The organism is Microbacterium sp. APC 3901, assembly GCF_030407765.1.
Classification (GTDB): domain Bacteria; phylum Actinomycetota; class Actinomycetes; order Actinomycetales; family Microbacteriaceae; genus Microbacterium.
Genome location: NZ_JASDCU010000006.1, coordinates 163175 through 188967, shown reverse-complemented (window position 1 = coordinate 188967; position 25793 = coordinate 163175). Strand labels below are relative to the sequence as shown.

Below are 25793 nucleotides of genomic sequence, written 5' to 3'. Positions count from 1 at the left end.
ATGACCTTCAACCCTGACGCGGATGTCTCCGGCAACACCGCCCGCCGACGCGGCCGCGGCGCCGTCGTCGCCGGAGCGGGCGGTGTGGGCCTGCTCGGCATCATCGCCCTGATCGCCGGACCCCTGCTGGGCATCGACCTGACGGGACTGCTGGGTGGCGGCGCCACGGGCGGCGGCACCGAGCCCGCAGGAGGCAGCGTGATCGAAGACTGCCTGACCGGCGAGGACGCGAACGAGAACGTCGACTGCCGGGTGGCGGCCTCGCAGCTCGCACTGGACGGCTACTGGGAGGACCACGTCGAGGGGTACCGACCGCCGCAGCTCATCATCGTCGACGGTGCCACGTCGACCGCCTGCGGCACGGCATCGAACGCCGTCGGACCGTTCTATTGCCCGCCTGAGGAGACGGTCTACATCGACCCCACGTTCTTCGACCTGATGCAGCAGCAGTTCGGGGCCTCCGCCGGCGACCTCGCTCAGCTCTACATCGTGGGTCACGAGTGGGGGCACCACATCCAATACACGACCGGGGTGATGGACGCCTACCCGAACAACGGCACCGGCCCGGACAGCAACGGCGTGAGGATCGAACTGCAGGCCGACTGCTACGCCGGGGCGTGGATCGGGCAGATGACCGAGGAGAAGGACCCGGACGGCGTCCCCTACCTTCAGGAGCCGACCGAGGCGGAGATCACAGACGCGCTGAACGCCGCGAACACGGTCGGAGACGACAACATCCAGGAGCAGTCGTCCGGCTCGGTCAATCCCGAGAGCTTCACGCACGGGTCGAGCGACCAGCGGCAGGGATGGTTCGCGAGCGGTTACAAGTACGGACTCGATGTGTGCGCCGACCCGCTCACGGCGGCACCCGGAGAACTGTGAGCATGGACCTCGACGCGCTGTACCCGCCCATCGAACCGCACGAGACCGGTGAGTTGCTCGTCGGCGATGGGCATCGCATGTACTGGGAGGTCAGCGGCAACCCCGACGGCAAGCCCGTCGTGTTCCTGCACGGTGGTCCTGGAAGCGGCACGTCGCCGTGGCAGCGGCGGTTCTTCGACCCTGCCGCGTATCGGATCGTGCTGCTCGACCAGCGCGGCTGCGGGCGCAGCACCCCGCACGCGAGCGCCGCCGATGCCGACCTCCGCTTCGTCAGCACCGCACATCTGGTCGCCGACATCGAGCTGCTCCGTCGCAACCTCGGTATCGAGCAGTGGCAGGTGTTCGGCGGATCCTGGGGAAGTGCGCTCGCGCTCGCCTACGCGCAGGCCCACCCGGATGCCGTCAGCGAGCTCATCCTGCGGGGTGTCTTCACGCTCCGCCGCGCAGAGTTGGAGTGGTTCTACGAGGGCGGTGCCGCCGCGCTGTTCCCCGACCTCTGGGAGGAGTTCATCGCTCCCATCCCGGTGCTCGAGCGTTCGCACATGATCGAGGCCTATCACCGGCGTCTGTTCGACCCCGACCCGGCCGTGCACGAACCGGCTGCGATCGCCTGGTCGCGGTGGGAGGCCGCCACGGTCACGCTGCGCCCGGATGCCGCGCAGATCGAGGCGATGTCCGACCCGCACACCGCTGTCGCGTTCGCTCGCATCGAGAACCACTTCTTCGTGAACCGCGGATGGTGGACCGAGGGGCAGCTGATCGCCGGCGTCGACGGCATCCGTCACATCCCGACGGTCATCGTGCAGGGGCGCCACGATGTGTGCACGCCGATGATGACCGCGTGGGACCTGCACACGGCCTGGCCCGAGGCCGAGTTCGTCGTCGTCGACGATGCCGGACACTCGGCGACCGAACCCGGCATCCAGCGAGCACTGCGAGCCGCGACCGACCGTTTCGCCGGCTGATCCCGCCCGGTGCCGGGCAGCTGTCAGGCGCGCAGCGCAGCGGTGAGAGTCTTCAGCAGCCCGATCATGCCGCCGTTCGCGCGGAACCGAGTGAGGCCCTCGCTCACCGTCGCCCCCGTCCTTGAGGAGACGAACCACGGAGGCTTGGGCAGGATGCTGAAGCGCCCGCCGCCGTTGACGACCGGAAGCGAACGCGGGAAAGGCCGGAAGGGGCCGCGGATCACCGAGCGCTCGACGCGATCGAGCAGCAGAACGTTGTGCACGATGCCGATGCCGCTGCCGACATCCGCGATCGTGCTGCCGGGGAATGCTCCCCAGGTCATGGTCGGGGTGATGAAGCCGAAGGCGGTCCAGCCGTTGATCGCGATCGAGCCGTAGCGAAGGGCTGCGATCGAGCGGTCGAATCCCGCGCCGAGCGCCTTCTCGGTCGATGGGTCGATCAGCAGGTTCGCGCCGAGCGTGCCCTGCAGCCGCTCGTTGGCGTAGGCCACGGCCGCGTCGAGGAACTCCTGAGCGGTGCCGGACACCGTGACGACGCCCAGCACCGGTGCGAAGTACTCGGTGCTCTGCAGCGCGGTCGCGTCGTCGTTCTCGGAGACCTCGACCAGCAGCCGATCGCCGAGGACGAGCGCGTCGGGGTACGCATCGGTCGCGAGGTGCATCCGCGCGGGTGCACCGGGATACCAGATCGGCCGTTCCGGAGCGTTCGCGTACGCACGACGCAGAGCGGCGCGGAAGTCGTCGGCCTGCGCCCAGTCCGACGACACGATGACGACCTGTCCGGCGATGCAGTTGTGCCCGCTGTTCTGCAGACGCATGGTCGCGACGTGCTCGGCCTGATAGGTGAGATCGGCCTGGGTCCACTCGCCGGGAACCACGATGATGGGCGACACACCGCCGAGTTCGGCCGTGATGGGCTTCTTCAGCAGCGGACGGCTCTCACGTCGTCGACGCGTGGCCGCAGCTCCCGTGCCCCACACGATGGCGTTGAAGGTCGCGTCCGATCCCGTGACGTGCACGTGTGCGAGGTCGGGATGGCCGGTGAGGTACGCGCCGACCTCGGGTCCGCCGCGGGTGATGCGCAGCAGCCCGGGGCCGATCAGGGGCGCGAGCGCCCGCTTGTAGATCGGCACGAGCGCATCCTGCGTCGGATTGACCTTGAGCAGTGCCGTGCGGTTGCACGCGATCAGCTCGTAGAAGACGTCGAGCACGGGAATCGAGGTGATGTTGCCGGCGCCGAGCACGAGTCCCACGCCCCCCGAGTCCGAGGGGGTGCGCTGGGCGAGACCGGCCGCGGCGCGCGCGCCGTTCGGAGTGACACCGGGTTCGAGCCAGACCTCGCCCGTGTAGCCGGAGAGCAGGAATCGGTCGATGCCGGTGAGGGGGAAGGCATGCACGCGAGTGCGTCCACCGGGAGCCCGGTCGATCGTGATCCCGTCGAGGGGGTTCGTGCCGTTCGCCAGACGCGACATCGTCTCGATGTAGGCATCCAGCGCGCCGAGCACGCTGTAGGGCCCGCTGAGCCATTCCTCTCCGCGCAGCGGATGCCGGCCGTCGAGGCCCTTCGATGCGGCCGCCGTGTCCGCCCAGTCCTCGGCCGCGGCCGCGACGCTCGATCGCACGGCTCGCAGGAGTGTGACGCGCTGGGCGAGCGTCAGGGAAGACCAGGTGCTCGCGCCGGCCTGAAGATCGTGGATCGCGGTGTCGAGCCGATCCCGCTCGGCCTCTCCGAGGTCCGGGGTCGTCGTCGAAGCGGCGGGCGTTGTCGCAGAAGTCATCGGCGTCTCCTTCGGGCGGGCTCCCAGCTTATGCGGCGCACTCCGGTCAGGCGTCGATGTCGGCGCGGCGCAGGCGGTAGCGGCGCAGCGTGAGCAGGCTCGCCGACATCAGCAGGGCGGGAACGATGCTGAAGGCGAGCGCGATGCCCGTGATCGCGGCGTCCGGCTGCTGCGTGGTCGTGCCCGCGACGCTCGAGACGTATCCCGTCGCGGCGAGTGTGAGAGAGACCGTGGTGGCACCGAGCGCGAACCCGACGGTCTCGCCCGCCGTCCACACGCCCGTGAAGGTGCCGGCCCGGCCCCTTCCGCTGTGTCGCTCGTCGTGCGAGATCACGTCGGGCAGCATCGCCATGGGCAGCGACTGCAGTCCGGCATAGGCGATGCCGGCCACCGCGATCGAACCGTACATCCAGGTGCCGGGTGTCCAGACTGCGAGAACGAGCGATGCGGCGGCGAGCAGGAAGATGATGCTCGCGAGGGCGAACGCCCGCTCCTTGCCGACGCGGCGCGCGACGACCGTCCATCCCGGTGTCGCGAGCAGGGCGGGCCCGACGAGCGCCAGGAACACGAGCGTCACGGCGTCTTCCGAGCGCAGCACCCAGGTCGCGACGTACTGAGCGCCGGCGAGCATCGTCCCGGTCGCGAGCGCCTGCAGAAGGAATGTGCCGAGGAGCGCGCGGAACGGCTGACTGTCGCGAAGAGTGCGCACGCCGGCGGCGTACTGCTCCCGGAGTCCCGTCGGAGCGACAGCCTTCGGGCGTTCGTCCGCGTCCATGTGACGGGCGGCGGTATCCGCGGTCCGCGATGCGATGAGCATGCCGACGCCGATGATCACGCCCGCGACGGCGCCCATCAGCAGGTATCCCGTGACGGGGTCTGCGGTCGCGCTCCTCAGTTCGGGACCGCCGGCCCCGAAGAGGAGGATGGATGCGGTGAGCACGACGACGCGCCACCCGAGCAGCCGGGTGCGCTCGTCGTAGCCCGAGGTGAGTTCGGCGGGCAACGCGACGTACGGCACCTGGAACAGGCTGAATGACGTCGCCGTGGCGAGGAACGCGAGGAGCACGCAGACGGCGCCGGCGGTGGGCCCCCAGGAGGGCGGCACGGCGAAGGTGAGCGCGAAGAACACCGGAAGGGTGAGGGCGCCGACCAGCATGAATCCTCGACGCGAGGCCGTGCGCGCGTAGTGACGGTCCGACGCGGCGCCGATCAGGGGGTCGATGACGACGTCCCAGATCTTGGCGCCGGTGACGATGAAGCCGGCGGTGAGTGCAGCGACTCCGAGATTGTCGGTCAGGAAGTACGTCAGCACCAGCCCGGGGAGGGTCGCGTACCCGCCGGTGCCGAGCGAGCCGATCGCGTAGAGGGCGACCGTGCGGGCGGACAGGCGGACGGATGCTCGTTCGGGCCGCGCCGCGGTGCTCATCGCGCCAGTGTATCGGTGCGCGACGAGCCCGCTTCAGGTCAGATGATCGAGAGCTCGCGGAGCTTCGACTCGACGTCCGCGTTCGAGGGCTCGACGTGGTGCGAGGAGTCGGGGTAGACCACGACGGGGATGTTCGTGCGGCCCGAGATGTCCTTCGCGATGTCGGCCGCAGAAGGGTCCGCGACGAGGTCGACGTAGGTGTACTCCACGCCGAGCGAGTCGAGCTGCTTCTTGGTGCGGATGCAGTCGCGGCACCAGTCGGCGCCGAACATCGTGATCGCGGAGTCTGCAGGAGAAGTCATGTGTCCAGCGTAGAGCCGTGTGGCTGGACGGGCGCCGAGATGAGGATGCCGACGATGGACGTTGCCTACTAAGGGTAGCCTTACCTATAGTGGGAGAATGAACAGCGCCTGCGAGCATCTCGAAGACCCCGACTGGGAGAACATCGAGGGGGTCGTGCTCATCGCCGGCGACTCGACCGACGCGGGTGCCATCGCCGCGATCGCGGCGCGGCTGCCCTGGGATGCCGAGGGGGTCATCCTGCTCGAGGCTGCTGCGCGCATCCAGCTCCGTCACATCGATGTGCCCGAAGGCGTGTCCGTGCGTTGGCTCCTGCGCGGCGACGGCATCCGTCAGCATGCGAAGGGCGAGCGCCTCGCGAATGCGGTGCACTCCTGGTGCGTCGAGTGGACGTGCGCGGAGCCCGCGCTGCAGTGGACCGTCTGGCTCGGCGCTCACACACCGCCTCACGTGGCGAGGATGGCGCGCAGCCTTCTCGGCGTCTCCAACTGAGTCTGCGAGCTCGGTGCTCGCCGACGCGGTGTCCGCGGGCGGGACTCAGCGCGTCGCGAGCGCCGGAGCGCCGACGGTGGCGCCGGCGCTGATCGCGTCGAGCGCGCGGCGAAGCGACGAGCTCGACGTGTGCGCCGTGTACGGGAAGTACACGACCTCGACGCCCACCTCCGAGAACTCCCGCTCGAGCCGCAGACCCTTGTCCGTGCCGCGCCAGTCGTCTCCCTTGAAGAAGTGCGTGAACTGCACTTCTCTCCAGGAGTCCATCTTCGATGGGCTCGTCTCGACGTAGACATCGTCGACGAACGAGATGTGACGGACGATCTCCGCCCGCTCGGCTGTCGGGATGACGGGCTCGATGCCCTTCACCTGCCGCAGCATCTCATCGCTGACGACACCGGCGACGAGAACGTCGCAGTGCTGCTTGGCGTGACGAAGAAGGTTGAGATGCCCGACGTGAAACAGGTCGAAAGCACCCACGGCATAGCCGATGCGCGTCCCCATGATCTCCCCAGATCAGTAATTCCCCAGAAGGCGGATCCCCATCCGCCCAGCGACTCCCACAGCCGCATCCCGTCACTCTAGCAGGTCGCCGTTTCCTCCTGCATAGGAACACATGGAACTATGGAGTCCGCAGTGCTCAGCACAGGGGAGGGGGCGCACAGTGGGGACACCGGTCACCGTGATCGTGCCGACCTTCAACGAGCGCGAGAACGTCGCTGAGCTCGTGGCCCGCACCGCGGTCGCGCTCGCCGCCTACGACGCGGAGATCCTCTTCGTCGACGACAGCACCGACGACACGGCCGCCGAGGTCGATCGCGTGGCCGCCGACGCCCCGCTGCCGGTCAGGGTCATCCACCGCACCGACAACACCGGCGGACTCGGGGGAGCCGTCGTCGTCGGGCTCGAGGCCGCGCACTCGGACCTCTGCATCGTCATGGACGGCGACCTGCAGCATCCGCCCGAGCTGCTTCCCGCACTGCTGCTGCGACATGACGATGGCGACGCCGATGTGGTGGCAGCCTCCCGCTACATCGGCGGCGGCGACACGAGCGGTCTCGGCACCGCCGTGCGGTTCGGGGTGTCCCGGTCAGCAACCTGGCTGACCCGATCGATGTTCCCGATCCGCCTCGCCCGCAGCACCGATCCGATGACCGGATTCTTCCTGGTCGACCGCACGCGCCTGGATCTGTCCTCTCTCAAGCCGCAGGGCTTCAAGATCCTCCTCGAGATCCTCGCCCGCACCGATCTGCGCATCGCCGAGGTGCCGATGGAGTTCGGCGAGCGTCGCCACGGAACCTCCAAGGCGAGCCTGCGTCAGGGAGTGACCTTCGTCGCACATCTCGCCAGACTGCGATTCGGCAAGATGTCGCTGTTCGCGATGATCGGTGTGATCGGAGCGGTCGCCAACCTGGGCATCATGTGGCTGCTGACCCTGGCGGGAGTTCCCTATATCTGGGCGGCGATCATCGGCGCCGAGGTCACCATCATCGGCAACTTCATCCTGCAGGAGAAATTCGTCTTCGCGGATATGCGAACGGATGCGCGCGGGTTGGGCGGTCGCTTCGCGGCGTCGTTCACATTCAACAACGTCGAGGCCGCGCTGCGGATCCCGGTGATGGCGCTGATGGTCGAGACATGGCATATATCGAGTGTGCTCGCGACGGGGCTGTCGCTCGTCGTCGCGTTCTTCGCGCGCTTCCTCTTCCACTCCCTCGTCGTATATGCGCCGAAACGGCATGTGAAGCTCGATGCGGCGACGGGCGAGCCGAAACCTGACACCGCGACCGTGCGCATCATCCGGGCGATCGACGCCGAGGCGATGAAGCCCGGCGAGCTCTGAGCCGTCGCGAAAGCGCGCCGGAAATGACCCGATCGCGGAATATATCGCCCTGAAGACATGGGTCTACCGGAATATTCCAGATTCTCGGGTGACATACAGGTTAGTCCCACCTAATATGGCCTGCGATAGCCGCCAAACTCTGTGCCTCGGCGCAGCCCCTCCCCGAAACGGCTGGACACCTATGAAAAATATCTCTTACCCTGCCCCCGTTCACTCCCCCCGATCTGCAACACTCACCCCACGAAGCGGCCGACTCCTGGTCGCACTCCTGCTCTCGACGGTCCTCGTCGCAGTGGGACTCATCTTCGCTCCACCGGCCAGCGCCGCGACGTCCGTCGCGATCAAGCCCGGGTCGATCGCGACCGTCCCCGTCGGAAGCACGGTGATCCGCGACGCGAAGGTCACCGCGTCGACCACCCTCGCCGCGCTGCCCAAGTCGGGCGGCGGCGTCTACACGTCCGTGCAGGCTCGAGCCGGCAAGAGCGGCGCCTACGCCGCTCAGGCGCGCACCTACCCGAACGGCACGGTGACCGTGTCGATCAAGCGTCTCAACGGCACCGGGCGGTCGCTGACCCAGTCGACGATCTCGTCGTACGTGACCCTCGACCGCAAGATCAAGGCCGGCGAGAAGCTCACGCTGACGCTCGAGGCGAAGGGCACCTCGACGGTGACCCTCAAGGCGACAGCCAAGATCGGCACCTCCACCGCCCGCGAAGTGTCCGCGAAGGACACCTCGGGCTCGCGGATCTCCGCTGAGGGCAAGGGCGCCGTGACGTTCTACACGTCGACGGGATCCCCGTCGCTCAAGGCATCCGTGGCCTCCTCCTCGTATGCCGCCGTGAAGCAGCCCGCGACGACGCCGAAGCCGACCCCCTCGGCTCCTGCGCCCGCTCCGGTGAAGCCCGCCCCTGCACCCGCTCCGGTCAAGCCGGCTCCGGCTCCTGCTCCGGTGGAGCCCGCTCCGGCCCCGCCGGCGAACCCCACCGTCCCGGCCTCCGGATTCCCGACGGCAGCGACGACCGGCGTGCCCGCAGGTGTCTCGCTGACGGTTCACGAGGGCGACCTGGTGATCACGAAGGCGAACACCGTGGTCGACGGAGTCGAGGTGCGAGGGATCATCGACATCAAGGCACCGGGCGTCGTGATCAAGAACTCGCGCATCGTTGGCGGCTCCACGGCTCGCAGCATCGGCCTGGTGACCAACGTCAACTCCGGTCAGCCGTTCACCATCCAGGACTCCGAGATCTACGCCGCGAAGGAGGATCCCGCCTGGAACGGTCTGGTGGGCTCGAACTTCACCGCGGTGCGGATGGACATCCACACCGTCGTCGACCCTGTGCGCGTGCTCGGGAACAACGTCGTCGTGCGCGATTCCTGGCTGCACGACAACTCCCACTGGGAGAAGGACCCGCTGCGAGGCGGAACGCCGTCGCACGATGACTCGGTGCAGATCGAGGGCGGCGCGTCGATCGTGCTCGAGGGCAACCGGATGGAGGGCGCGACGAACGCAGCGGTGCAGATCACCCAGAATTCATCGATCGCGAAGCTCGGCTCCATCACCATCCGCGACAACTACCTCCAGGACGGCGGCTGCACCGTCAACGTCGGATCGTCTGCGGCCAACAACCGACCGATCCTCACGAGCAACGTCTTCGGACCCGAGCGCATCCACTCGGGCTGCGCGATCGTCGCACCCGTGTCGAGCGCACCTGTGCTCAGCGGCAACATCTGGGAGGTGGGCGCTGTGCCCCTCACCCGCTACACGATCGGCTGATCACCCTCGCAGAACAGACAGCGGGGCCGTGCGACATCCTGTCGCACGGCCCCGCTGTCGTGAGTCGCGCCGGTCAGAGGCGTTCGATGCCCTCGCCGCGCAGGCGGTTGCGGGTGTCGAAGACCGGCACACCGCTCGCCTCGAGAACTTCGTAGTCGACATCGTCGTGGTCGGTGATGAGCACGATGACGTCATAGGCGTGAAAGTCGACTGACGCGGCGGCGATCCGCTCGACCGTGCGGGGCCAGTGGTGCTCCTCGACGTGCGAGTCGACCGCATGCACGACTGCGGACTGGTCCTGCAGCAGCTCGATGAGCGGAAGCGCGGGAGACTCGCGGATGTCGCCGGTGTTCTTCTTGTACGCGAGCCCGAGGAGCAGAACACGGGCGCCGTTGAGCGCGCTGCCCTCCTCGTTGAGCCGGCGGCTCACGCGCTGCAGAACGTACTCGGGCATGTGGTCGTTCACGTCGTTGGCGAGCTCGACGAAACGGAAGCTCTTTCCGAGTTTGCGACGCACCTGCCACGACAGGTAGCTCGGGTCGACCGGCAGGCAGTGGCCGCCGACGCCCGGACCGGGCGTGAACTTCATGAAGCCGAACGGTTTGGTGGCCGCGGCATCGATCGATTCCCAGACGTTGACGCCCAGGGCGTGAGCGAAGACAGCGAGCTCGTTGACCAGCGCGATGTTCACGTGACGGAAGGTGTTCTCGAGGAGCTTGGCCATCTCGGCCTCCTTCGGAGAACTCACCGGCACGATCGTGTCGACGATCGCCGAGTAGAACTCCGACACCTTCTCCAGCGACTCGGGGTCGATGCCCGAGACGATCTTCGGCGTCTCCTGCAGGCCCCAGGTGGGGTTGCCCGGGTCGATCCGCTCGGGGCTGTACCCGGCGAAGAAGTCAGTGCCGGCGGTCAGGCCGGAGCCCTCCTCGAGCAGCGGGATGAGCAGCTCCTGCGTGGTGCCGGGATAGGTCGTGGACTCGAGCACCACGAGCGCTCCGCGTGTCAGCTGCGGTGCGAGAGAAGCCGCGGCGCTCTCGATGAACGACAGATCCGGCAGCGTCTCGCGCAGCGGGGTCGGCACCGTGATCACGGCGACATCGAAGCCGGCGGCATCGGCATAATCGGAAGACACGCGGTAGTGCCCGGAGTCGAGAGCCGCGCGCAGCTCCTCATCGGAGATGTCGTCGACGTGCGAGCTGCCGGCGCCGAGGCTGTCGACGCGCCGCGGATCGAGGTCGAGACCCACGACCTCATGACCGATCGCGACCGACCGCATCGCGACCGGCAGGCCGACGTACCCCTGCCCGATGACGACGACCTTCTTGGCCTCTCGGCGGTTCTCCTCAGTCATCTTTCTTCCCCTTCATCGTGTGAACCAGATTCCCTTGACCGGCGAGCCGGACGTGAGTGCTTGCGCCAGACTGCGCGCGTGGAGTCCCCGCTCGCGGTACGCCGCGAGTATGCGGGTCGCGAGGGCACTGCGGTCGACAGCCGGTGGCGAATCGCTGCGCCCGCCGTCGGCGAACCCCGCGTATGAATCGTGCGACAGCAGGATCGCGCCGGGTTCGGCCCCGCGGAGCGCGCGGGCGATGCGCTGTTCGGTCGTCGCCTCGCGGGAGTCCCATGCCGTCGGCCCCCAGAGCACGGGCTCGAGGCCGGTCGCCTTGACAGCCCGGAAGCTGGTGAGAGACTGCAGTCCGTATGGCGGGCGGTACCACCGGACCGCCGCGCCGGAGATGTCTTCGAGTTCGGCCTTCGCCGACGCGGTCCGGTCGCGGACCTCGCGGTAGCCGAGGCGTGAGATCGGTCGGTGGTCGGGCCCGTGCAGGGCGAGTTCGTGGCCGCCGGCGAGGATCTCGGAGATCAGCGTCCGGTGCTCGCGGGCCCTCGTCATCAGCACGAAGAAGGTCGCGGACGCGGATTCATCGCGCAGAACCTCGAGGACACGCTCGGTCTCGACGGGATCCGGGCCGTCGTCGTAGGTGAGCACGAACTCGGGGCGACTCGTCCGCACGCGCACGATCGACCCGAGGGGGCCGCCATGGCTGCGAAGCCACCGCCGTGCGCGTGCCGGAACGAACCGGCTCATGCCGAAGTGCCCGGCCGAGAGTACGCCGAGTACGTCTGGCCGACGCTCGCCGAGATCATTCCCGCTCCTCGGTAGGCGAGCCGCAGACCCTTGGCATCGTGGCGGATGGATCCGGTCACTCGCCCGAACAGGTGCCGCGCGTAACCGGCGACGACGCGTGCGGCTCCTCCGGCGATTCCCTTCGCGCGGATCAGCAGTCGACGAGCGGGTCTCGACTCCAATCGCAGCTGCACGAGGATCGAGACATTGCCGTGGCTGAATGACCGCTTCAGCGCCCACGGCCGGGTCTGACGCTCGGGCTCGACGGTGTCTTCTGCGACGGACTCGTTGCACCACACCAGGCGCGCACCGGCCTTCTTCAGGCCCATGCTGAACAGGGTGTCGGATCCGCCTCCGAGCCCGATCCGCTGGTCGAAGCGCACTCCGCTGCTGCGGACCTGATTGAGGTCGAGAAGGAGATTCCCGGTCGCTGCGACGCCGATCTCGGTGCCGGTCGGGCGCTGCGGGCGACGGAAGAGTCCACTCTCGAGCACCCACGGGTCGGCCTCGGGGTCGAAGAGCGACACCACGCGACCCATGACGGCGGCCGGCCGGTCTGAATCCGACCAGGTGACCAGAAGTGACGAGATCCAGCCCTCGAGCGGTACCTCGTCATCGTCGATGAACGACAGGAGATCGATGTCGGCGGATTCGTCGAGAGCGCGATTGCGGACCGCGGGAATGCCCGGGGTCGCTTCGGCGACGTATCGGGTCGTCACTCCCGCATACTCGCCTTCGACGACCGATCGAGCCGACTCGGCAGGGTCGTTGTCGATGACGAGGATCGAGACGGCCCTGGCCAGTCGATTCTCGATGAGCGGTGCCAGCTGTTCGCCGACGAGCTGCAGAGTCTGGACCAGGCGGTCGGGGCGCTTGAAGGTCGCGATGGCGACGACGAGTGATGCCTCGTCGCTCTTCCGCGATCGCGCCGTGCGGTCGTGTGCTGCCTGCATGTGGTTCCCCCTCGGAGCCGACGTGCGTGAATCAGATGTGTACGGTGAACCGGATGGACGGTGATCGTCGATCGACGGCACGCAGAATCACGTGACCGCAGGGCGCGTGTGTCGCTGCTCCCGCGGGTGCGCCAGAAATTACTGACATCCCCAGATCCCCAAAATCCTTCCAGCCATGCCGTCCCCACGGTCATGACTGTGGATCAGCTTACACATTTCCTCCGCCGTCGCCACCTGTCGATGTCGCTCGGGTGCGGATGACCTTCGCCGGGCTCCCTGCAGCGATGCTGAAGTCGGGGATGTCACGCGTGACGACGCTTCCGCTGCCGATCACGACTCCGCGTCCGATCGTCACGCCCGACGTGATCGTCACACCGCTGCCGATCCAGCAGTCGTCGCCGATCGTCACGGCTCCTCGCTGGACGCCCTGCGACTTGATCGTCGCGCCCGGATCCGCGAACACGTGGTTCTCGGAGAACACGCGAACACCCGGGCCGAGCATCACATCGTCACCGATGACGATGCTGCCGGAGCAGCCGATGAAGCACCCCGTGGCGAAGCTGGAGCGGTCACCGACACGGAGTCCCTCACCGGCTTCACCGCCGTAATACGACGACGGGCGGATGGCCGTGCCGGCCCCGATCGACACCCCGGACCCGAAGACGATCCCGTTCTTCGAGAGTCCCTGCAGCTCGACCCCGTCTTCGATCACAAGCCGACCGGCGTAGCGGATGAACGACGGGTTGGTGATCCGCACCCGACGTCCGAGGAAGAGCGGGCCGCCTGCCGTTCCGAAGAACGGGCGGCGCATCAGACCTCTGGCGATCATTCCGGCAGCTCGTCGGTACGCACTCCACTTCGCCGCGCGTGCCTGGCCCGCGGAGAGCCCCGAGAACTCAGGCACGTGCGGCCCCGATCGGGCCGAGAGACCTGTGCCAGCGGACGACCGAGGCGAGCAGGATCAGAGCGTTCACGGCCAGCAGCGCCGAGTACAGCGTGATGAACAGCCACGGCACCCAGAGTGTCGCGAAGACCAGGATGAGCAATCCGTAGTCCGCCGGCAGCACGATCAGCGCATAGATCGGCGAGTTCCGGAATCCGGCCTTCGATGCGGTCCCCGCAGAGCCGACGCGTCTGATCAGTTCGGTGAGGATCACCCCGAAGAAGAACACCGACGCCACGACCTGGAAGCCGAGGGGGATGAGGAGCATCGGCGGCTCGACATCGTAGAAGCGCCACCAGCAGATCAGGACGGCGATGTGGATCGTCGCCATCTTCGTCGCGTCGACCATGTGATCGAGCCACTCGCCCCGAGGGGACCCGCCGCCTCGGAGTCGCGCGAGCTGGCCGTCGGCGGAGTCGAGCGCGTAGCCCAGGACGAGCAGGATCACGATGAGCAGCGAGGTGAGGAGCGTCGGCGGCGCGAGCGCGACGAGTGCGATGCCCGCGAAGGTGAACAGGGCGCTGACGGCGGTCACCTGATCGGGAGTGCGTCCCCACGCGAAGGCGACAGCGGCGAAGATGCGTCCCACCGGTCGGTTCACGAACCGCGAGTACGCGGGTGCTCCTGAGTTGGACTTCTGCGCGGCCCGCAGCGAGGCGAGCGCTTCTCGGACGCTTGGCGTCTGCTGGGACATGAATCCTCCGGTCGTGACGGAACGGGGATGGCGGACTCGCCTGTGCGGCCGCGCTGAGCGTCGGTCGGTTCGACCTCCCCAAGGCCGATCCGCGCCCGTGACGCGGTTGCACCGACTTTAGCCGACGCATCGACCGTTCGCCTCGCAAGCGGTAAAGTTCACCCGATGCCGAGATCGCACAGACGTCGAGGCACAGGGGAGAGGGACCCATGACTCGAACGAGCAAGACGATTCTCATCGCGGTGGGGGCGGTTCTGGTGGTCGTCGTGGCCGGAGTCATCTGGTTCCTGGCCGCACAGGGTGCCCAGCCGAGCGGCGAGCCGGAACCCCTGGCATCGACCTCGGTGCCGCCGACCCCCAGTGTCTTCCCCACGCCCACTCCCGGGTCCACCGACGTCGAGCCGTCGGAGTCCGAGCCGATCGAGGTCGACATCGACGACGTGGCCACCGTGGTCGAGGGAGTGACGGCGGAGGTCGTCTCCATGACGCCGTTCGAGTCCTCGAGCGAGCAGCCCGGCGATCTCGCCGGACCTGCGCTGAAGGTCGTGGTTCGGGTGACCAACTCGACCGACGCCCCGCTCGACCTCGGAGGAGCGACGGTCAATCTCGCGTCCGGGGCCGATCAGAACCCCGCTCCTCCGCTGGGTGACACCGTGGCGAGCGGTCTTCCGGCGACGCTTGCGGCGGGCGAAAGCGCCGAGGGCGAGTACTCCTTCTCGATCCCGGTTGACGTGCGGAGCGATGTAGGCGTTACAGTTGACCTGTTGACTGGCGAGCCTTATGTCGCGTTCAGGGGTGCGGCACCCGCCAGTTAGCGGTAACTGGGGTTATCTGGGGATCTCGTCCTTCACCGGACGTGTCAATTCATTGGGGAATGAATTATGGCTCTACAACTGGGGATTCTTGCGCGCTCGCGTGCTGTGGGCCGGGCGGTTCTCGTCATGGCGACCGCGGGGGCGGTGGTGTTGGGAGGGCTCGTACTCGCGCCATCTGCGGCCACCGCTGACACGGCGCCGGTCGACACGAGCACACCGAAGACCGTGACGACCGATGCTCTGCCGACCGTGCAGATCAACGGCGCGGCGTGGGATCAGGTGATCGTCGGCGACGCGGTCTTCGCGGCCGGGACGTTCACGACCGCTCGTCCGGCGGGTGCCGCAGCCGGCACCCAAGAGGTGCCTCGCAACAATGTCCTGGCATACGATCTGGCGACGGGGGCGCTGCTTCCGTTCGCGCCCGACGTGAACGGCCAGATCAACTCGATCGCTGCGTCGCCGGATGGCACGCGCCTCTATATCGGAGGCGACTTCACGACCGTCGACGGGCAGCCCCGCAACCGGGTCGCCGCGTTCGACCTGCCGGCCGGCAACCTCGTGAGCGCGTGGGCGCCGAGTGTGAACGCGTCCGTGCGAGGCATCATCGCGACGAACACGACGGTATATTTCACCGGCAACTTCGGGCGCGTCGCGAGCAACGATCGCAGTCGCGCAGCGGCAGTGTCGTCGGCAGGGGAACTGCTGCCCTGGGCTCCTGTGCTCGACAACCGCGGCAACGACATCATCGTCTCCGCGGACGAGCAGAAGGTCGCACTCGGCGGACACTTCACCACCGTCAACGGGTCATCCAACCCCGGATACGGCATGGCGTTGGTCGACGCGACCAACGGCGGCCTGCTGCCCTTCGCGGCCAACGGCATCGTCAGGAACGCGGGCGAGGACAGCGCGATCTGGTCGCTGACCTCCGACGGCACCAGCCTCTATGGAACCGGGTACACGTTCGGCGGGGGTGGCAACCTCGAGGGCATCTTCAAGAGCGACTGGGCGACCGGAGGTGTGACCTGGGTCGAGGACTGCCACGGCGACACCTACAGTGCGTACGCCACGCCCGACACCGTGTACGGCGCGGGGCACGCGCACTACTGCGAGAGCGTCGTCGGTGGCTTCCCGCAGAGTGACCCGTGGACCCACTATCGGGGGATCGCCTTCGAGAACGCCGTCGCGCGGACGACTCCCAACGGCCTCGCACTCGGCTACGCGAACTGGGCGGGCAACCCCGCTCCGCGCATGCTCCACTGGTACCCGACTTTCGACACCGGAACGGTGAGTGGAGCGTCTCAGGCTGCCTGGAGCGTCACCGGCAACTCCGACTACGTCGTGATGGCCGGCGAGTTCACCCGCGTGAACAACCAGATCCAACAGGGGCTCGTGCGCTTCGCGACGACGGAGAAGGCTCCGAACACCGATGGGCCGAGGCTGAGCGGCAGCACCTGGGTGCCGACAGCCACCGCGGTCGCCTCCGGAGCCGTGCGCGTGACCTGGCCGCTGAACTGGGACCGCGACAACGAGTACCTCGAGTACAAGGTGATCCGCGACGGGGTCAACGGCTCTCCGATCCACACGACCAACGCGCGTTCGAAGCCCGCCGACTGGGGTCTTCCCGGCATGGCCTTCGTCGACTCCGGCGTGGACCCTGGGAGCACTCACACCTACCGTGTGCGGGCGGAGGATGCCAAGGGCAACGTGGCCTGGAGCACGATCGTCACGGCGACGGCCGGCACGTCCGGGACCCTCGGGGCGTCGTCATACTCGCAGGCGGTTCTCGCTGACCGGCCGGTGCACTATTGGCCGCTCAACGACGCGGGTTCATCGTCGTCCGACTGGGCGGGATCGAACAATCTCGCGGTCCGCTCCGGTGTGACGCGCGGGGTCGACGGTGCGCTCGCGACCTCGACGATCCCCGCCTCTCGATTCAACGGCACCACCTCGGGCTATGCCTCGACCGAGACGGCGGTGACAGGACCGCAGTCGTTCTCTGCTGAAGCATGGTTCAAGACCACGACGACGGCGGGCGGGCGAATCCTCGGGTTCGGCAACCGGTCGAGCGGCACATCGACGTCGAGCGATCGCGCCATCTACATGGACGCGAGCGGTCGCCTGAACTTCGGCATCTACCCGGCCGAGCGCCGTGTTCTCACGTCCGCGAACTCCTACAACGACGGCGGGTGGCACCACGTGGTCGCGACGATGGATCCCATCGCCGGAATGACCTTCTACGTCGACGGACTGCGGGTCGGTCAGCGTACCGACTCGTATTCGGCTCAGCTCTACAGCGGCTTCTGGCGCGTCGGAGGCGACGCCACGTGGACGGGCGCCCAGTACTTCTCGGGAACCATCGATGAGGTGGCCATCTACGGTGCTCCGCTCACGGCTGCTCAGGTGTCGCGGCACTTCACAGCAGCCGGACGCACCGTCGGTGTGCAGAGCCCTCCCGCCGACGCGTACGGTTCGACGGTCGTGAAGTCCGATCCGACGCTGTACTGGCGTCTCGCCGAAACCACGGGAACCGTGGTCCAGGACGCCTCGGGAGCGGGGCAGCGCGGCACGTATGTCGGCGCGAACACCAAGGGGCAGGCGGGCGCGCTCCAGGGTGTCGCCGACTCGTCGGTCACCTTCAGCGGAGGCCAGGCGATCAGTCGGACGGCGTTCGTGAACCCCGTGGTGTATTCGACGGAGGCCTGGTTCAAGACGACCTCCACGTCGGGCGGGAAGATCATCGGCTTCGGAAACAGTGCGACGGGCAACTCGTCGAGCTACGACCGCCACGTCTACATGACCAGCGCCGGGCAGCTCGTCTTCGGGGCGACCAACGGGGGGCAGGTGCGCCTGACCTCGAGCGACGCCTACAACAACGGACAGTGGCACCACGTCGTGGCGACGCAGGGCTCTTCCGGCATGCGGCTGTACGTCGACGGGGCACTCGTCGGTGAGAACACCAACAGGGTGTCGGGCAACTACACGGGCTACTGGCACGTGGGAGGCGACGTCTCGTGGGGGCCGGGCGGCAATACCTTCCTCGGCACCATCGACGAGGTCGCGGTCTACCCCTCGGTCCTGCCTGCGGCGACGGTGACCGATCACTACAGCCTCGGTCGCGACGGTGTCACGGTCAACAAGCTGCCTTCCGCCAGCTTCGCCTCGCAGGCGTCGAAGCTGAAGGTCGACGTCGACGGGTCCGCATCCGCGGACCCCGACGGCTCGATCGTGTCGTACGACTGGAACTGGGGCGATGGAAGCGCGCACGGTTCCGGAGCGACTGCGTCCCACACCTACGCTGAGGCCGGGACGTACTCGGTGACGCTGACGGTCACGGATGACAGGGCGGGTGCGGCGGAGAAGACCGTGTCCGTCGTCGTCGTCGCGAACGTCGCCCCGACAGCGGCCTTCACCTCGGCGCTGTCACCGCTGAAGATCGATGTCGACGGATCGACGTCCTCTGACTCGGACGGGACGATCGCGTCGTACGACTGGAGCTGGGGCGACGACAGCGCGCACGGTACGGGTGCGACGGCGTCTCATACATACGCGGCGGCGGGTACATACCCGGTGACGCTGACCGTGACAGACAGTGACGGCGCGACGACGACCAAGACGGAGTCCGTGGCGATCTCGGTGGGCGACGGAATCCTGGCGTCCGACGTGTTCGACCGGACCCTCGCGAGCGGACTCGGTACCGCCACGACGGGAGGAGCATGGTCGCTGGCCAACTCCGCGTCGAACTACGCGGCGGACGGGACCGGAGTGTTCCGGTTGACGTCGGGTGGCGCCTTGCGCACGGCGTATCTGCCGGGAGTGTCGTCGGCGTCGACCGAGGTGACCGTGGATGCGACGTTCGCGACGGTGCCGGTGGGTGGAAGCGTGTGGGCGCAGGCGCTGGCTCGCCGGATCGGCGCGGATGACTACCGCGCTCGTGTCACGGTCGCGGCCAGTGGTGCGGTGAGTCTGCAGGTGCTGCGCAGCGGCACGACGCTGGCGACGCAGAACCTCTCGGGCGTGACGGTCACGCCGGGAACCACGCTGACGCTGCGGGTGGAGGCGTCGGGGACGAACCCGACGACGATCCGTGCGAAGGCGTGGAAGGCAGGCACGGCGGAGCCGACGGATTGGCAGCTGAACACGACGGATGCGACGGCGGCGCTGCAGGCTCCCGGACAGGTGGGGCTGGCCGCTTATGCGGGTTCGGGTGTGTCGAACGTGCCGTATCTGGTGCGGTTCGACAACCTGGTCGCGAAGATCCCCGGCACGGTCGTGCCGCCACCCAACGTGAACCCGGTGGCGTCGTTCACCTCGTCGGCGAACGCTCTCGCTCTGAGTGTGGACGGGTCGGGGTCCACGGACTCCGACGGCTCGGTCACCTCGTGGGAGTGGGACTTCGGCGACGGCGAGGTCGGCACCGGTGCGACGGCGGCGCACACCTACGCGGCGGCCGGAACCTACACGGTCGCACTGAAGGTCACCGACGACCGTGCGGGCGCTCACACCATCACGAACACCGTCACCGTCACCGCTCCCGAGCCGGAGCCCGTTCTTCCGCTCGTGGTGGATGAGTTCGACCGGACGGGCGCGAACGGCTGGGGCTCTGCCGCGACCGGTGGTGCGTGGTCGTACTCGACCACGTCGCTGTCGGCATACTCGGTCGACGGTGCTGCGGCGAAGATCGCCGTCGGAGCAGGGTCGACCCGCGCTGCCTATCTTGCAGCGATCTCATCCGAGTCCACTGATCTCACCTCGACGATGACCGTGAGCCAGCTGCCCGTCGGCGGCAGTGTCTTCACGTCGTTCATGCCTCGTCGGGTGGGTGGTGAGGACTATCGGGCTCGGGTGGTGGTCGCGGCGAACGGGTCGGTGCAGTTGCAGGTGCAGCGTACGGCGACGACGCTGACCGCGGTGAACGTCCCGGGTCTCACGCTCGCGGCCGGGGAAGAGCTGCAGGTGCGGGTGCAGGCGTTCGGGACGAATCCGACGACGATCCGCGCGAAGGTGTGGAAGACCGGCACGACCGAACCCGCCGCCTGGCAGGTGAGCACGACGGATACGACAGCAGCACTGCAGGCTCCTGGCCATGTCGGCGTCGCCGCGTACCTCGGGTCGGGCACGACCAACGTGCCCTATACCGTGTCGCTCGGCAGCATCAGGGCCGTTCCGGTCCTCTGACCCGACACCACCGAATCACAGAACCCGGATCCGCGGGGCGTCACCGACGCCCCGCGGATCTTTGCTGTGCCCACTATCAGAAAGATCTGAGGTCGCTATAGACGGCGTACATACATTCCGGTATTCTAGCGATCGCTGCACACTCAGCCGTCTTGCGTGAAGGGGTTCGCGAGGACGGGCGGGTGCAGTATCTGGGGTACTGGGGAGCACTTTTCGGGGTGCGCATAATTTGGGGAGCGAGCACATGGGTGTTCTGCGCAATTTTCTGGGGAACAAAAAGGCATCCGGACTGAGGTTCGGTACGACGCTCGCCATCGGCGCGTTGATCGCCAGCGGTCTGGTGCTCGCACCGGCGGCCGCCAGCGCCGACACCGCGCCCGTCGAGCCGAACGTGCCGTCGACTGTCACGACAGACGCGCTGCCGACCGTTCAGGTCAACGGCATCGTCTGGGACCAGGTCATCGTCGGCAACACCGTCTACGCAGCCGGCCAGTTCTCGACGGCTCGGCCAGCGGGAGCGGCCGCCGGCGTCAACGAGGTCGCCCGCAACAACGTCATCGCCTACGACATCCGCACAGGTGCGATGACGTCGTTCGCCCCCAACGTCAACGGTCAGGTGCGGTCGATCGCGGCATCCCCAGACGGCACGCGGCTCTACATCGGCGGCGACTTCACCGCGGTGAACGGCTCCACCCGCAACCGCGTGGCGGCCTTCAACATCCCGGCGGGCACGCTGGTCGGATCCTGGGCGCCGAGCGTGAACGCCTCGGTGCGCGGGATCACCGCCACCAACTCCGCCGTGTACTTCACCGGCATCTTCGGCCGGGTCGCCAGCAACGACCGCGTTCGCGCGGCTGCCGTGAGCTCGGCGGGCGCTCTGCTGCCGTGGGCTCCGCAGCTCGACAATCGCGGCAACGACGTCGTGGTCTCGGGCGACGGCACCAAGGTCGCGCTGGCCGGACACTTCACCACGGTCAACGGATCGTCGAACCCGGGCTACGGCATGGCTCTGGTCGATGCGACGACAGGTGGGCTGCTGCCTTTCGCGGCCAACGGAATCGTCCGCAACGGCGGCGCCGATGCCGCGATCTGGTCGCTCTCGACCGATGGTGACAACCTGTACGGAACCGGGTACCACTTCGGCGCAGGCGGCAACCTCGAGGGCATCTTCAAGAGCGACTGGGCGACCGGCGGTCTGACCTGGGTCGAAGACTGCCACGGCGACACCTACAGCGCGTACGCGACTCCGGACGTCGTCTACGGCGCCGGACACTCCCACTACTGCGGCAGCCTGGTCGACGGCTTCCCGCAGAGCGAGCCGTGGACCTTCTACCGCGGAGTCGCGTTCTCGAACTCGGTCGAGCGCACCACCCCGTACGGCCTCGGATACGGCTACTACGACTGGGGCGGAAACCCGGCCCCGCGGCTGCTGCACTGGTACCCGACGTTCAACACGGGCTCGGTGAGCGGTGCGAACCAGGGGCCGTGGAACGTCACGGGCAACACGGACTACGTGGTCATGGCCGGCGAGTTCACCCGGGTGAACAACCAGCTCCAGCAGGGACTCGTCCGCTTCGCGACGACCGAGAAGGCTCCGAACGACGACGGCCCACGCTTGAGCAGCAGCACCTGGGTGCCGTCTGCGAACTCCATCGCCGAGGGGACCATGCGCATCAGCTGGCCTCTGAACTGGGATCGTGACAACGAGTTCCTCGAGTACAAGCTGATCAGAGACGGCGCCAACGCGTCGCCGATATACACCACCACGGCACGGTCGAAGTCGGCTGACTGGGGCCTCCCCGGACTCTCGTTCATCGACAAGGGTCTGGTTCAGGGCAGCACGCACACCTATCGCGTCCGAGCTGAGGACGCCCATGGCAACGTGGCCTGGAGCAACATCATCACCGCGACGGTCAACGGAGTGGGGGCCATGCCGGCCTACTCGACGACCGTGCTCGATGATGCCCCGACCAACTACTGGCCGCTCAACGACTCGGGCGCCTCGTCGATCGACTGGGCCGGTCCCAGCGACCTCGCTGTCCGCGACGGTGTGACCAGGAGCGTCGACGGCGCCCTGACGCCGGCATCCGTTCCCGCGTCGAGCTTCAACGGTACGAACTCGGGCTTCGCGACGACGCAGACCGCGGTCGAGGGGCCGCAGAAGTTCGCCATCGAAGCGTGGTTCAAGACCACCACGAACCAGGGCGGCAAGATCGTCGGATTCGGCAACAGCCCCACGGGAACCTCTTCGTCCTACGACCGTCACGTCTACATGGACCCGAGCGGCCGAGTGAACTTCGGTGTCTACCCGAACGCGGAACGTGTCGTCAGCTCGTCTTCCGCGTACAACGACGGAACGTGGCACCACGTCGTCGCCTCGCTCGACTCGACCAAGGGCATGGAGCTCTACATCGACGGCGTGAAGGTCGCGCAGCGCTCCGACACGACATCGGCGCAGTCCTACACGGGCTACTGGCGCATCGGCGGCGACTCGACCTGGTCGGGTTCGCAGTTCTTCAACGGCACCATCGATGAGGTCGCGATCTACGGCGGGGCACTGTCTCGCACACAGGTGCAGGCGCACTATGTGGCTTCAGGGCGCACGCTCGAGGGTGCCACACCGCCCAGCGACGGATACGGCGCAGCCGTGTACGCGGCTGAGCCGACTCTGTACTGGCGTCTCGACGAGACCTCCGGAACGGTCGCGGCCGACGCCTCAGGGTCGTCGCAGCGCGGTTCGTACTTCGGTGCTCACACGAAGGTGGCCGCGGGTGCTCTCGATGGTGTGACCAGCGGCTCGACCACCTTCGAGGGTGGGCAGCTGATCAGCCAGAAGTCCTTCGTCAACCCGGTGGTGTACTCGACCGAGGCATGGTTCAAGACGACCACGAGCTCCGGTGGCAAGATCATCGGCTTCGGCAACAGCGCTACCGGCAACTCCTCGAGCTACGACCGCCACGTCTACATGACGGACGCCGGACGCCTGGTGTTCGGCGCGTACACCGGACAGACCGTGACGGTCACCTCGGACGACTCGTACAACAACGGCCAGTGGCACCACGTCGTGGCGACACAGGGTCCCGCGGGCATGCGGCTCTATGTCGACGGCGCACTCGTCGGACAGAACCCGAACACGTCAGCCCAGAGCTACAGCGGCTACTGGCACGTCGGCGGCGACGTGACATGGGGGCCTGGTGGCAATGAGTTCGCCGGGACGATCGACGAGGTGGCTGTGTACTCGTCGGTGCTCTCGCCTGCGGCCGTCGCCGACCACTACAGCCTGGGCAGCGAGGGAGCTCCGGCGAACAAGCTGCCGTCTGCGGACTTCACGTCGCAGGTGTCCAAGCTGAAGGTCGACGTCGACGGCTCGGCATCCACCGACGAGGACGGCACGATCGCCTCGTACGACTGGAACTGGGGCGACGACAGCGCACACGGTGTCGGAGCGACAGCCACACACACGTATGCGGAGGCCGGCACGTACGAGGTGACGCTGACGGTGACCGACGATCGAGCCGGCACCGCCCAGAAGACCGCTTCTGTCGTCACGGTCGCGAACGTGCCTCCGACGGCGGCGTTCACCTCGTCGGTGACACCGCTCAAGGTCGCGGTCGATGCGGCGACGTCGGTCGACCCCGACGGGACGATCGCATCGTACGACTGGAACTGGGGCGACGACACTGCACACGGTTCCGGCGCGACGGCCAACCACACCTATGCGGAGGCGGGCACCTACACGGTGACGCTGACGCTGACGGACAACGACGGCGCGACGACGACGAAGACGGAATCCGTCGTGGTTCCGCCGATCCCGGCGAATGTGGCGCCCACCGCGGCATTCACCTCGACCGCGAACGGTCTGGGCGTGTCGGTGGACGGCAGCGGATCCGCGGATGCCGACGGCACGATCGTCTCGCACGACTGGAACTGGGGTGACGACACTGCCGCTGGCTCCGGTGCGACGGCGTCTCACACGTATGCGGAGGCCGGTACCTATACGGTGACGCTGGTCGTCACGGACGACGATGGTGCGACCGGCACCGTGTCGCACGACGTGACGGTGGAGGCGCCGGCCGGACCGAGCGTGCTCGCGACCGATTCGTTCGAGCGGACGGCCGCGAGCGGTCTGGGCACCTCCGACCTGGGCGGCGCATGGTCGCTGGCCAACTCGGCATCGTACTTCGCGGTGGACGGGACCGGAGTGTTCAGGTTGACGTCGGGCGGCTCGCTGCGCACGGCGTATCTGCCCGGTGTGTCGTCGGCCTCGACCGAGGTCACGGTCGATATGACGTTCGCGACGGTGCCGGTGGGTGGAAGCGTGCAGTCGCAGGCGCTGGCTCGCCGGATCGGCGCGGCCGATTATCGTGCACGGGTCACTGTCGCGGCCAACGGGTCGGTGAGTCTGCAGGTGCTGCGCAGCGGCACGACGCTGGCGACGCAGAACCTGACCGGACTGACGGTGACGCCCGGGACGACGTTGACCCTGCGTGTCGAGGCGTCGGGGACGAACCCGACGACGATCCGTGCGAAGGCGTGGAAGGCAGGCACCGCGGAGCCGGCTGGCTGGCAGGTCAGCACAACGGATGCGACGGCGGCCCTGCAGGCTGCTGGCCAGGTGGGTCTCGCGGCCTACGCGGGTTCGGGTGTGTCGAACGTGCCGTACCTGGTGCGGTTCGACAACCTGGTCGCCAAGACGCCAGGCACGGTCGTGCCGGCCCCGAACGTGAACCCGGTGGCGTCGTTCACCTCGTCGGCGGATGCTCTCGCTCTGAGTGTGGACGGGTCGGGGTCCACGGACTCCGACGGCTCGGTCACCTCGTGGGAGTGGGACTTCGGCGACGGCGAGGTCGGCACCGGTGCGACGGCGGCGCACACCTACGCGGCGGCCGGAACCTACACGGTCGCGCTGAAGGTCACCGACGACCGGGGCGGTGTTCACACCGTCACCAACAGCGTCACCGTCACGGCACCGCAGCCTCCGGACCCGACGCAGCCGCTCGTGCTCGACGAGTTCGACCGCACCGGGGCGAACGGCTGGGGCTCTGCCGCGACCGGTGGTGCGTGGTCGTACTCGACCACCTCCGTGTCGGCGTACTCGGTCGACGGTGCTGCGGCGAAGATCGCCGTCGGAGCAGGGTCGACGCGCGCTGCGTACCTCACGACCGTCTCCACGGCCGCGGCGGACCTCACCTCGACGATGACCGTGAGCCAGCTGCCCGTCGGCGGCAGTGTCTTCACCTCGTTCATCGCTCGTCGGGTGGGTGGTGAGGACTATCGGGCTCGGGCCGTGGTCGCGGCGAACGGGTCGGTGCAGTTGCAGGTGCAGCGCACGGCGACGACGCTGACCGCGGCGAACATCGCCGGGCTCACGGTCGCGGCCGGCGAAGAGCTGCGGGTGCGGGTGCAGGCGTTCGGAACGAATCCGACCACGATCCGCGCGAAGGTGTGGAAGACCGGCACGACCGAACCCGCCGCCTGGCAGGTGAGCACGACGGATACGACAGCAGCACTGCAGGCTCCGGGCCATGTCGGCGTCGCGACCTACCTGGGTTCGGGAACGACCAACGTTCCGTACACGGTGTCGTTCGGCACCATCAAGGTCGTTCCGGTCCCCTGACCCGG

At 67.8% G+C, this 25793-nt stretch carries 17 protein-coding genes; 8 read left to right on the top strand and 9 right to left on the bottom strand.

The features are described from left to right. Together QMA07_RS07635 and pip are read left to right on the top strand one after the other, a co-directional pair. Positions 1-882, top strand: coding sequence for a neutral zinc metallopeptidase (locus tag QMA07_RS07635; protein ID WP_290160957.1), 882 nt, complete (start codon positions 1-3; stop codon positions 880-882). Positions 883-884: 2 nt separating this feature from the next. Beyond that, on the top strand, positions 885-1847 hold the full coding sequence (pip, locus tag QMA07_RS07630) for a prolyl aminopeptidase (RefSeq protein ID WP_290160956.1): 963 nt from the start codon (positions 885-887) through the stop codon (positions 1845-1847). A 23-nt stretch (positions 1848-1870) separates the two neighbouring features. Here pip and QMA07_RS07625 read toward each other — a convergent pair whose 3' ends face one another. Genes QMA07_RS07625 through QMA07_RS07615 form a run of 3 tightly spaced genes read right to left on the bottom strand, consistent with a single transcriptional unit; the run spans position 1871 to position 5353 of the window. Further along, positions 1871-3625: an aldehyde dehydrogenase family protein gene (locus QMA07_RS07625; RefSeq protein WP_290160955.1), complete on the bottom strand. Its 1755-nt coding sequence runs from the start codon at positions 3623-3625 to the stop codon at positions 1871-1873. Positions 3626-3671: 46 nt separating this feature from the next. Continuing rightward, positions 3672-5051, bottom strand: a complete 1380-nt coding sequence (locus tag QMA07_RS07620) for an MFS transporter (RefSeq protein WP_290160954.1) — start codon at positions 5049-5051, stop codon at positions 3672-3674. A 38-nt stretch (positions 5052-5089) separates the two neighbouring features. Continuing rightward, positions 5090-5353 carry a glutaredoxin domain-containing protein gene (locus QMA07_RS07615; RefSeq protein WP_290160953.1) on the bottom strand — a complete coding sequence of 88 codons (264 nt, stop codon included), beginning with the start codon at positions 5351-5353 and terminating at the stop codon, positions 5090-5092. 97 nt (positions 5354-5450) lie between these two features. On the opposite strand from QMA07_RS07615, the gene QMA07_RS07610 reads away from it, so the two are divergent. Beyond that, the gene (locus QMA07_RS07610; RefSeq protein ID WP_290160952.1) at positions 5451-5843 is read left to right on the top strand and encodes an SIP domain-containing protein; all 393 of its coding nucleotides are present in this window, start codon (positions 5451-5453) and stop codon (positions 5841-5843) included. Positions 5844-5888: 45 nt separating this feature from the next. On the opposite strand, the gene QMA07_RS07605 is transcribed toward QMA07_RS07610, so the two are convergent. Further along, positions 5889-6347, bottom strand: coding sequence for an adenylyltransferase/cytidyltransferase family protein (locus tag QMA07_RS07605; RefSeq protein ID WP_290160951.1), 459 nt, complete (start codon positions 6345-6347; stop codon positions 5889-5891). 160 nt (positions 6348-6507) lie between these two features. Here QMA07_RS07605 and QMA07_RS07600 point away from each other — a divergent pair, with 160 nt between their 5' ends. Further along, complete coding sequence (locus QMA07_RS07600; RefSeq protein WP_290160950.1) at positions 6508-7686, top strand: glycosyltransferase; 1179 nt, start codon at positions 6508-6510, stop codon at positions 7684-7686. 292 nt (positions 7687-7978) lie between these two features. Next, positions 7979-9460 (top strand): hypothetical protein, encoded by a 1482-nt coding sequence (locus QMA07_RS07595; RefSeq protein ID WP_290160949.1) that lies wholly within the window; start codon positions 7979-7981, stop codon positions 9458-9460. A gap of 73 nt (positions 9461-9533) precedes the next feature. On the opposite strand, the gene QMA07_RS07590 is transcribed toward QMA07_RS07595, so the two are convergent. From QMA07_RS07590 to QMA07_RS07570, 5 genes are all read right to left on the bottom strand, one after another. Then, positions 9534-10814: a nucleotide sugar dehydrogenase gene (locus tag QMA07_RS07590; RefSeq protein ID WP_290160948.1), complete on the bottom strand. Its 1281-nt coding sequence runs from the start codon at positions 10812-10814 to the stop codon at positions 9534-9536. A 12-nt stretch (positions 10815-10826) separates the two neighbouring features. Next, entirely contained in the window at positions 10827-11552 is a 726-nt protein-coding gene (locus tag QMA07_RS07585; RefSeq protein WP_290160947.1) for a polysaccharide deacetylase family protein, read from the bottom strand. Further along, positions 11549-12544: a glycosyltransferase family A protein gene (locus QMA07_RS07580; RefSeq protein ID WP_290160946.1), complete on the bottom strand. Its 996-nt coding sequence runs from the start codon at positions 12542-12544 to the stop codon at positions 11549-11551. Before QMA07_RS07580 ends, QMA07_RS07585 begins: the two co-directional genes overlap by 4 nt. Before the next feature lie 208 nt (positions 12545-12752). Next, on the bottom strand, positions 12753-13448 hold the full coding sequence (locus QMA07_RS07575) for an acyltransferase (protein WP_290160945.1): 696 nt from the start codon (positions 13446-13448) through the stop codon (positions 12753-12755). Continuing rightward, entirely contained in the window at positions 13441-14181 is a 741-nt protein-coding gene (locus QMA07_RS07570) for a CDP-alcohol phosphatidyltransferase family protein (protein ID WP_290160944.1), read from the bottom strand. Before QMA07_RS07570 ends, QMA07_RS07575 begins: the two co-directional genes overlap by 8 nt. Positions 14182-14390: 209 nt before the next feature. Between QMA07_RS07570 and QMA07_RS07565 the strand changes: the two genes are divergently transcribed. From QMA07_RS07565 to QMA07_RS07555, 3 genes are all read left to right on the top strand, one after another. Further along, the gene (locus tag QMA07_RS07565; RefSeq protein WP_290160943.1) at positions 14391-14996 is read left to right on the top strand and encodes a hypothetical protein; all 606 of its coding nucleotides are present in this window, start codon (positions 14391-14393) and stop codon (positions 14994-14996) included. Positions 14997-15122: 126 nt separating this feature from the next. Further along, on the top strand, positions 15123-20171 hold the full coding sequence (locus tag QMA07_RS07560; protein WP_290160942.1) for a PKD domain-containing protein: 5049 nt from the start codon (positions 15123-15125) through the stop codon (positions 20169-20171). A gap of 244 nt (positions 20172-20415) precedes the next feature. Beyond that, positions 20416-25788, top strand: a complete 5373-nt coding sequence (locus QMA07_RS07555) for a PKD domain-containing protein (RefSeq protein WP_290160941.1) — start codon at positions 20416-20418, stop codon at positions 25786-25788. The last annotated feature ends 5 nt before the right edge of the window (positions 25789-25793 follow it).

Bases quoted from the DNA above. Each gene is read 5' to 3' on its own strand.
- QMA07_RS07635 (WP_290160957.1), top strand. From the start codon at position 1: ATGACCTTCAACCCTGACGCGGATGTCTCCGGCAACACCGCCCGCCGA.
- pip (WP_290160956.1), top strand. From the start codon at position 885: ATGGACCTCGACGCGCTGTACCCGCCCATCGAACCGCACGAGACCGGT.
- QMA07_RS07625 (WP_290160955.1), bottom strand. From the start codon at position 3,625: ATGACTTCTGCGACAACGCCCGCCGCTTCGACGACGACCCCGGACCTC.
- QMA07_RS07620 (WP_290160954.1), bottom strand. From the start codon at position 5,051: ATGAGCACCGCGGCGCGGCCCGAACGAGCATCCGTCCGCCTGTCCGCC.
- QMA07_RS07615 (WP_290160953.1), bottom strand. From the start codon at position 5,353: ATGACTTCTCCTGCAGACTCCGCGATCACGATGTTCGGCGCCGACTGG.
- QMA07_RS07610 (WP_290160952.1), top strand. From the start codon at position 5,451: ATGAACAGCGCCTGCGAGCATCTCGAAGACCCCGACTGGGAGAACATC.
- QMA07_RS07605 (WP_290160951.1), bottom strand. From the start codon at position 6,347: ATGGGGACGCGCATCGGCTATGCCGTGGGTGCTTTCGACCTGTTTCAC.
- QMA07_RS07590 (WP_290160948.1), bottom strand. From the start codon at position 10,814: ATGACTGAGGAGAACCGCCGAGAGGCCAAGAAGGTCGTCGTCATCGGG.
- QMA07_RS07585 (WP_290160947.1), bottom strand. From the start codon at position 11,552: ATGAGCCGGTTCGTTCCGGCACGCGCACGGCGGTGGCTTCGCAGCCAT.
- QMA07_RS07580 (WP_290160946.1), bottom strand. From the start codon at position 12,544: ATGCAGGCAGCACACGACCGCACGGCGCGATCGCGGAAGAGCGACGAG.
- QMA07_RS07570 (WP_290160944.1), bottom strand. From the start codon at position 14,181: ATGTCCCAGCAGACGCCAAGCGTCCGAGAAGCGCTCGCCTCGCTGCGG.
- QMA07_RS07565 (WP_290160943.1), top strand. From the start codon at position 14,391: ATGACTCGAACGAGCAAGACGATTCTCATCGCGGTGGGGGCGGTTCTG.
- QMA07_RS07560 (WP_290160942.1), top strand. From the start codon at position 15,123: ATGGCGACCGCGGGGGCGGTGGTGTTGGGAGGGCTCGTACTCGCGCCA.
- QMA07_RS07555 (WP_290160941.1), top strand. From the start codon at position 20,416: ATGGGTGTTCTGCGCAATTTTCTGGGGAACAAAAAGGCATCCGGACTG.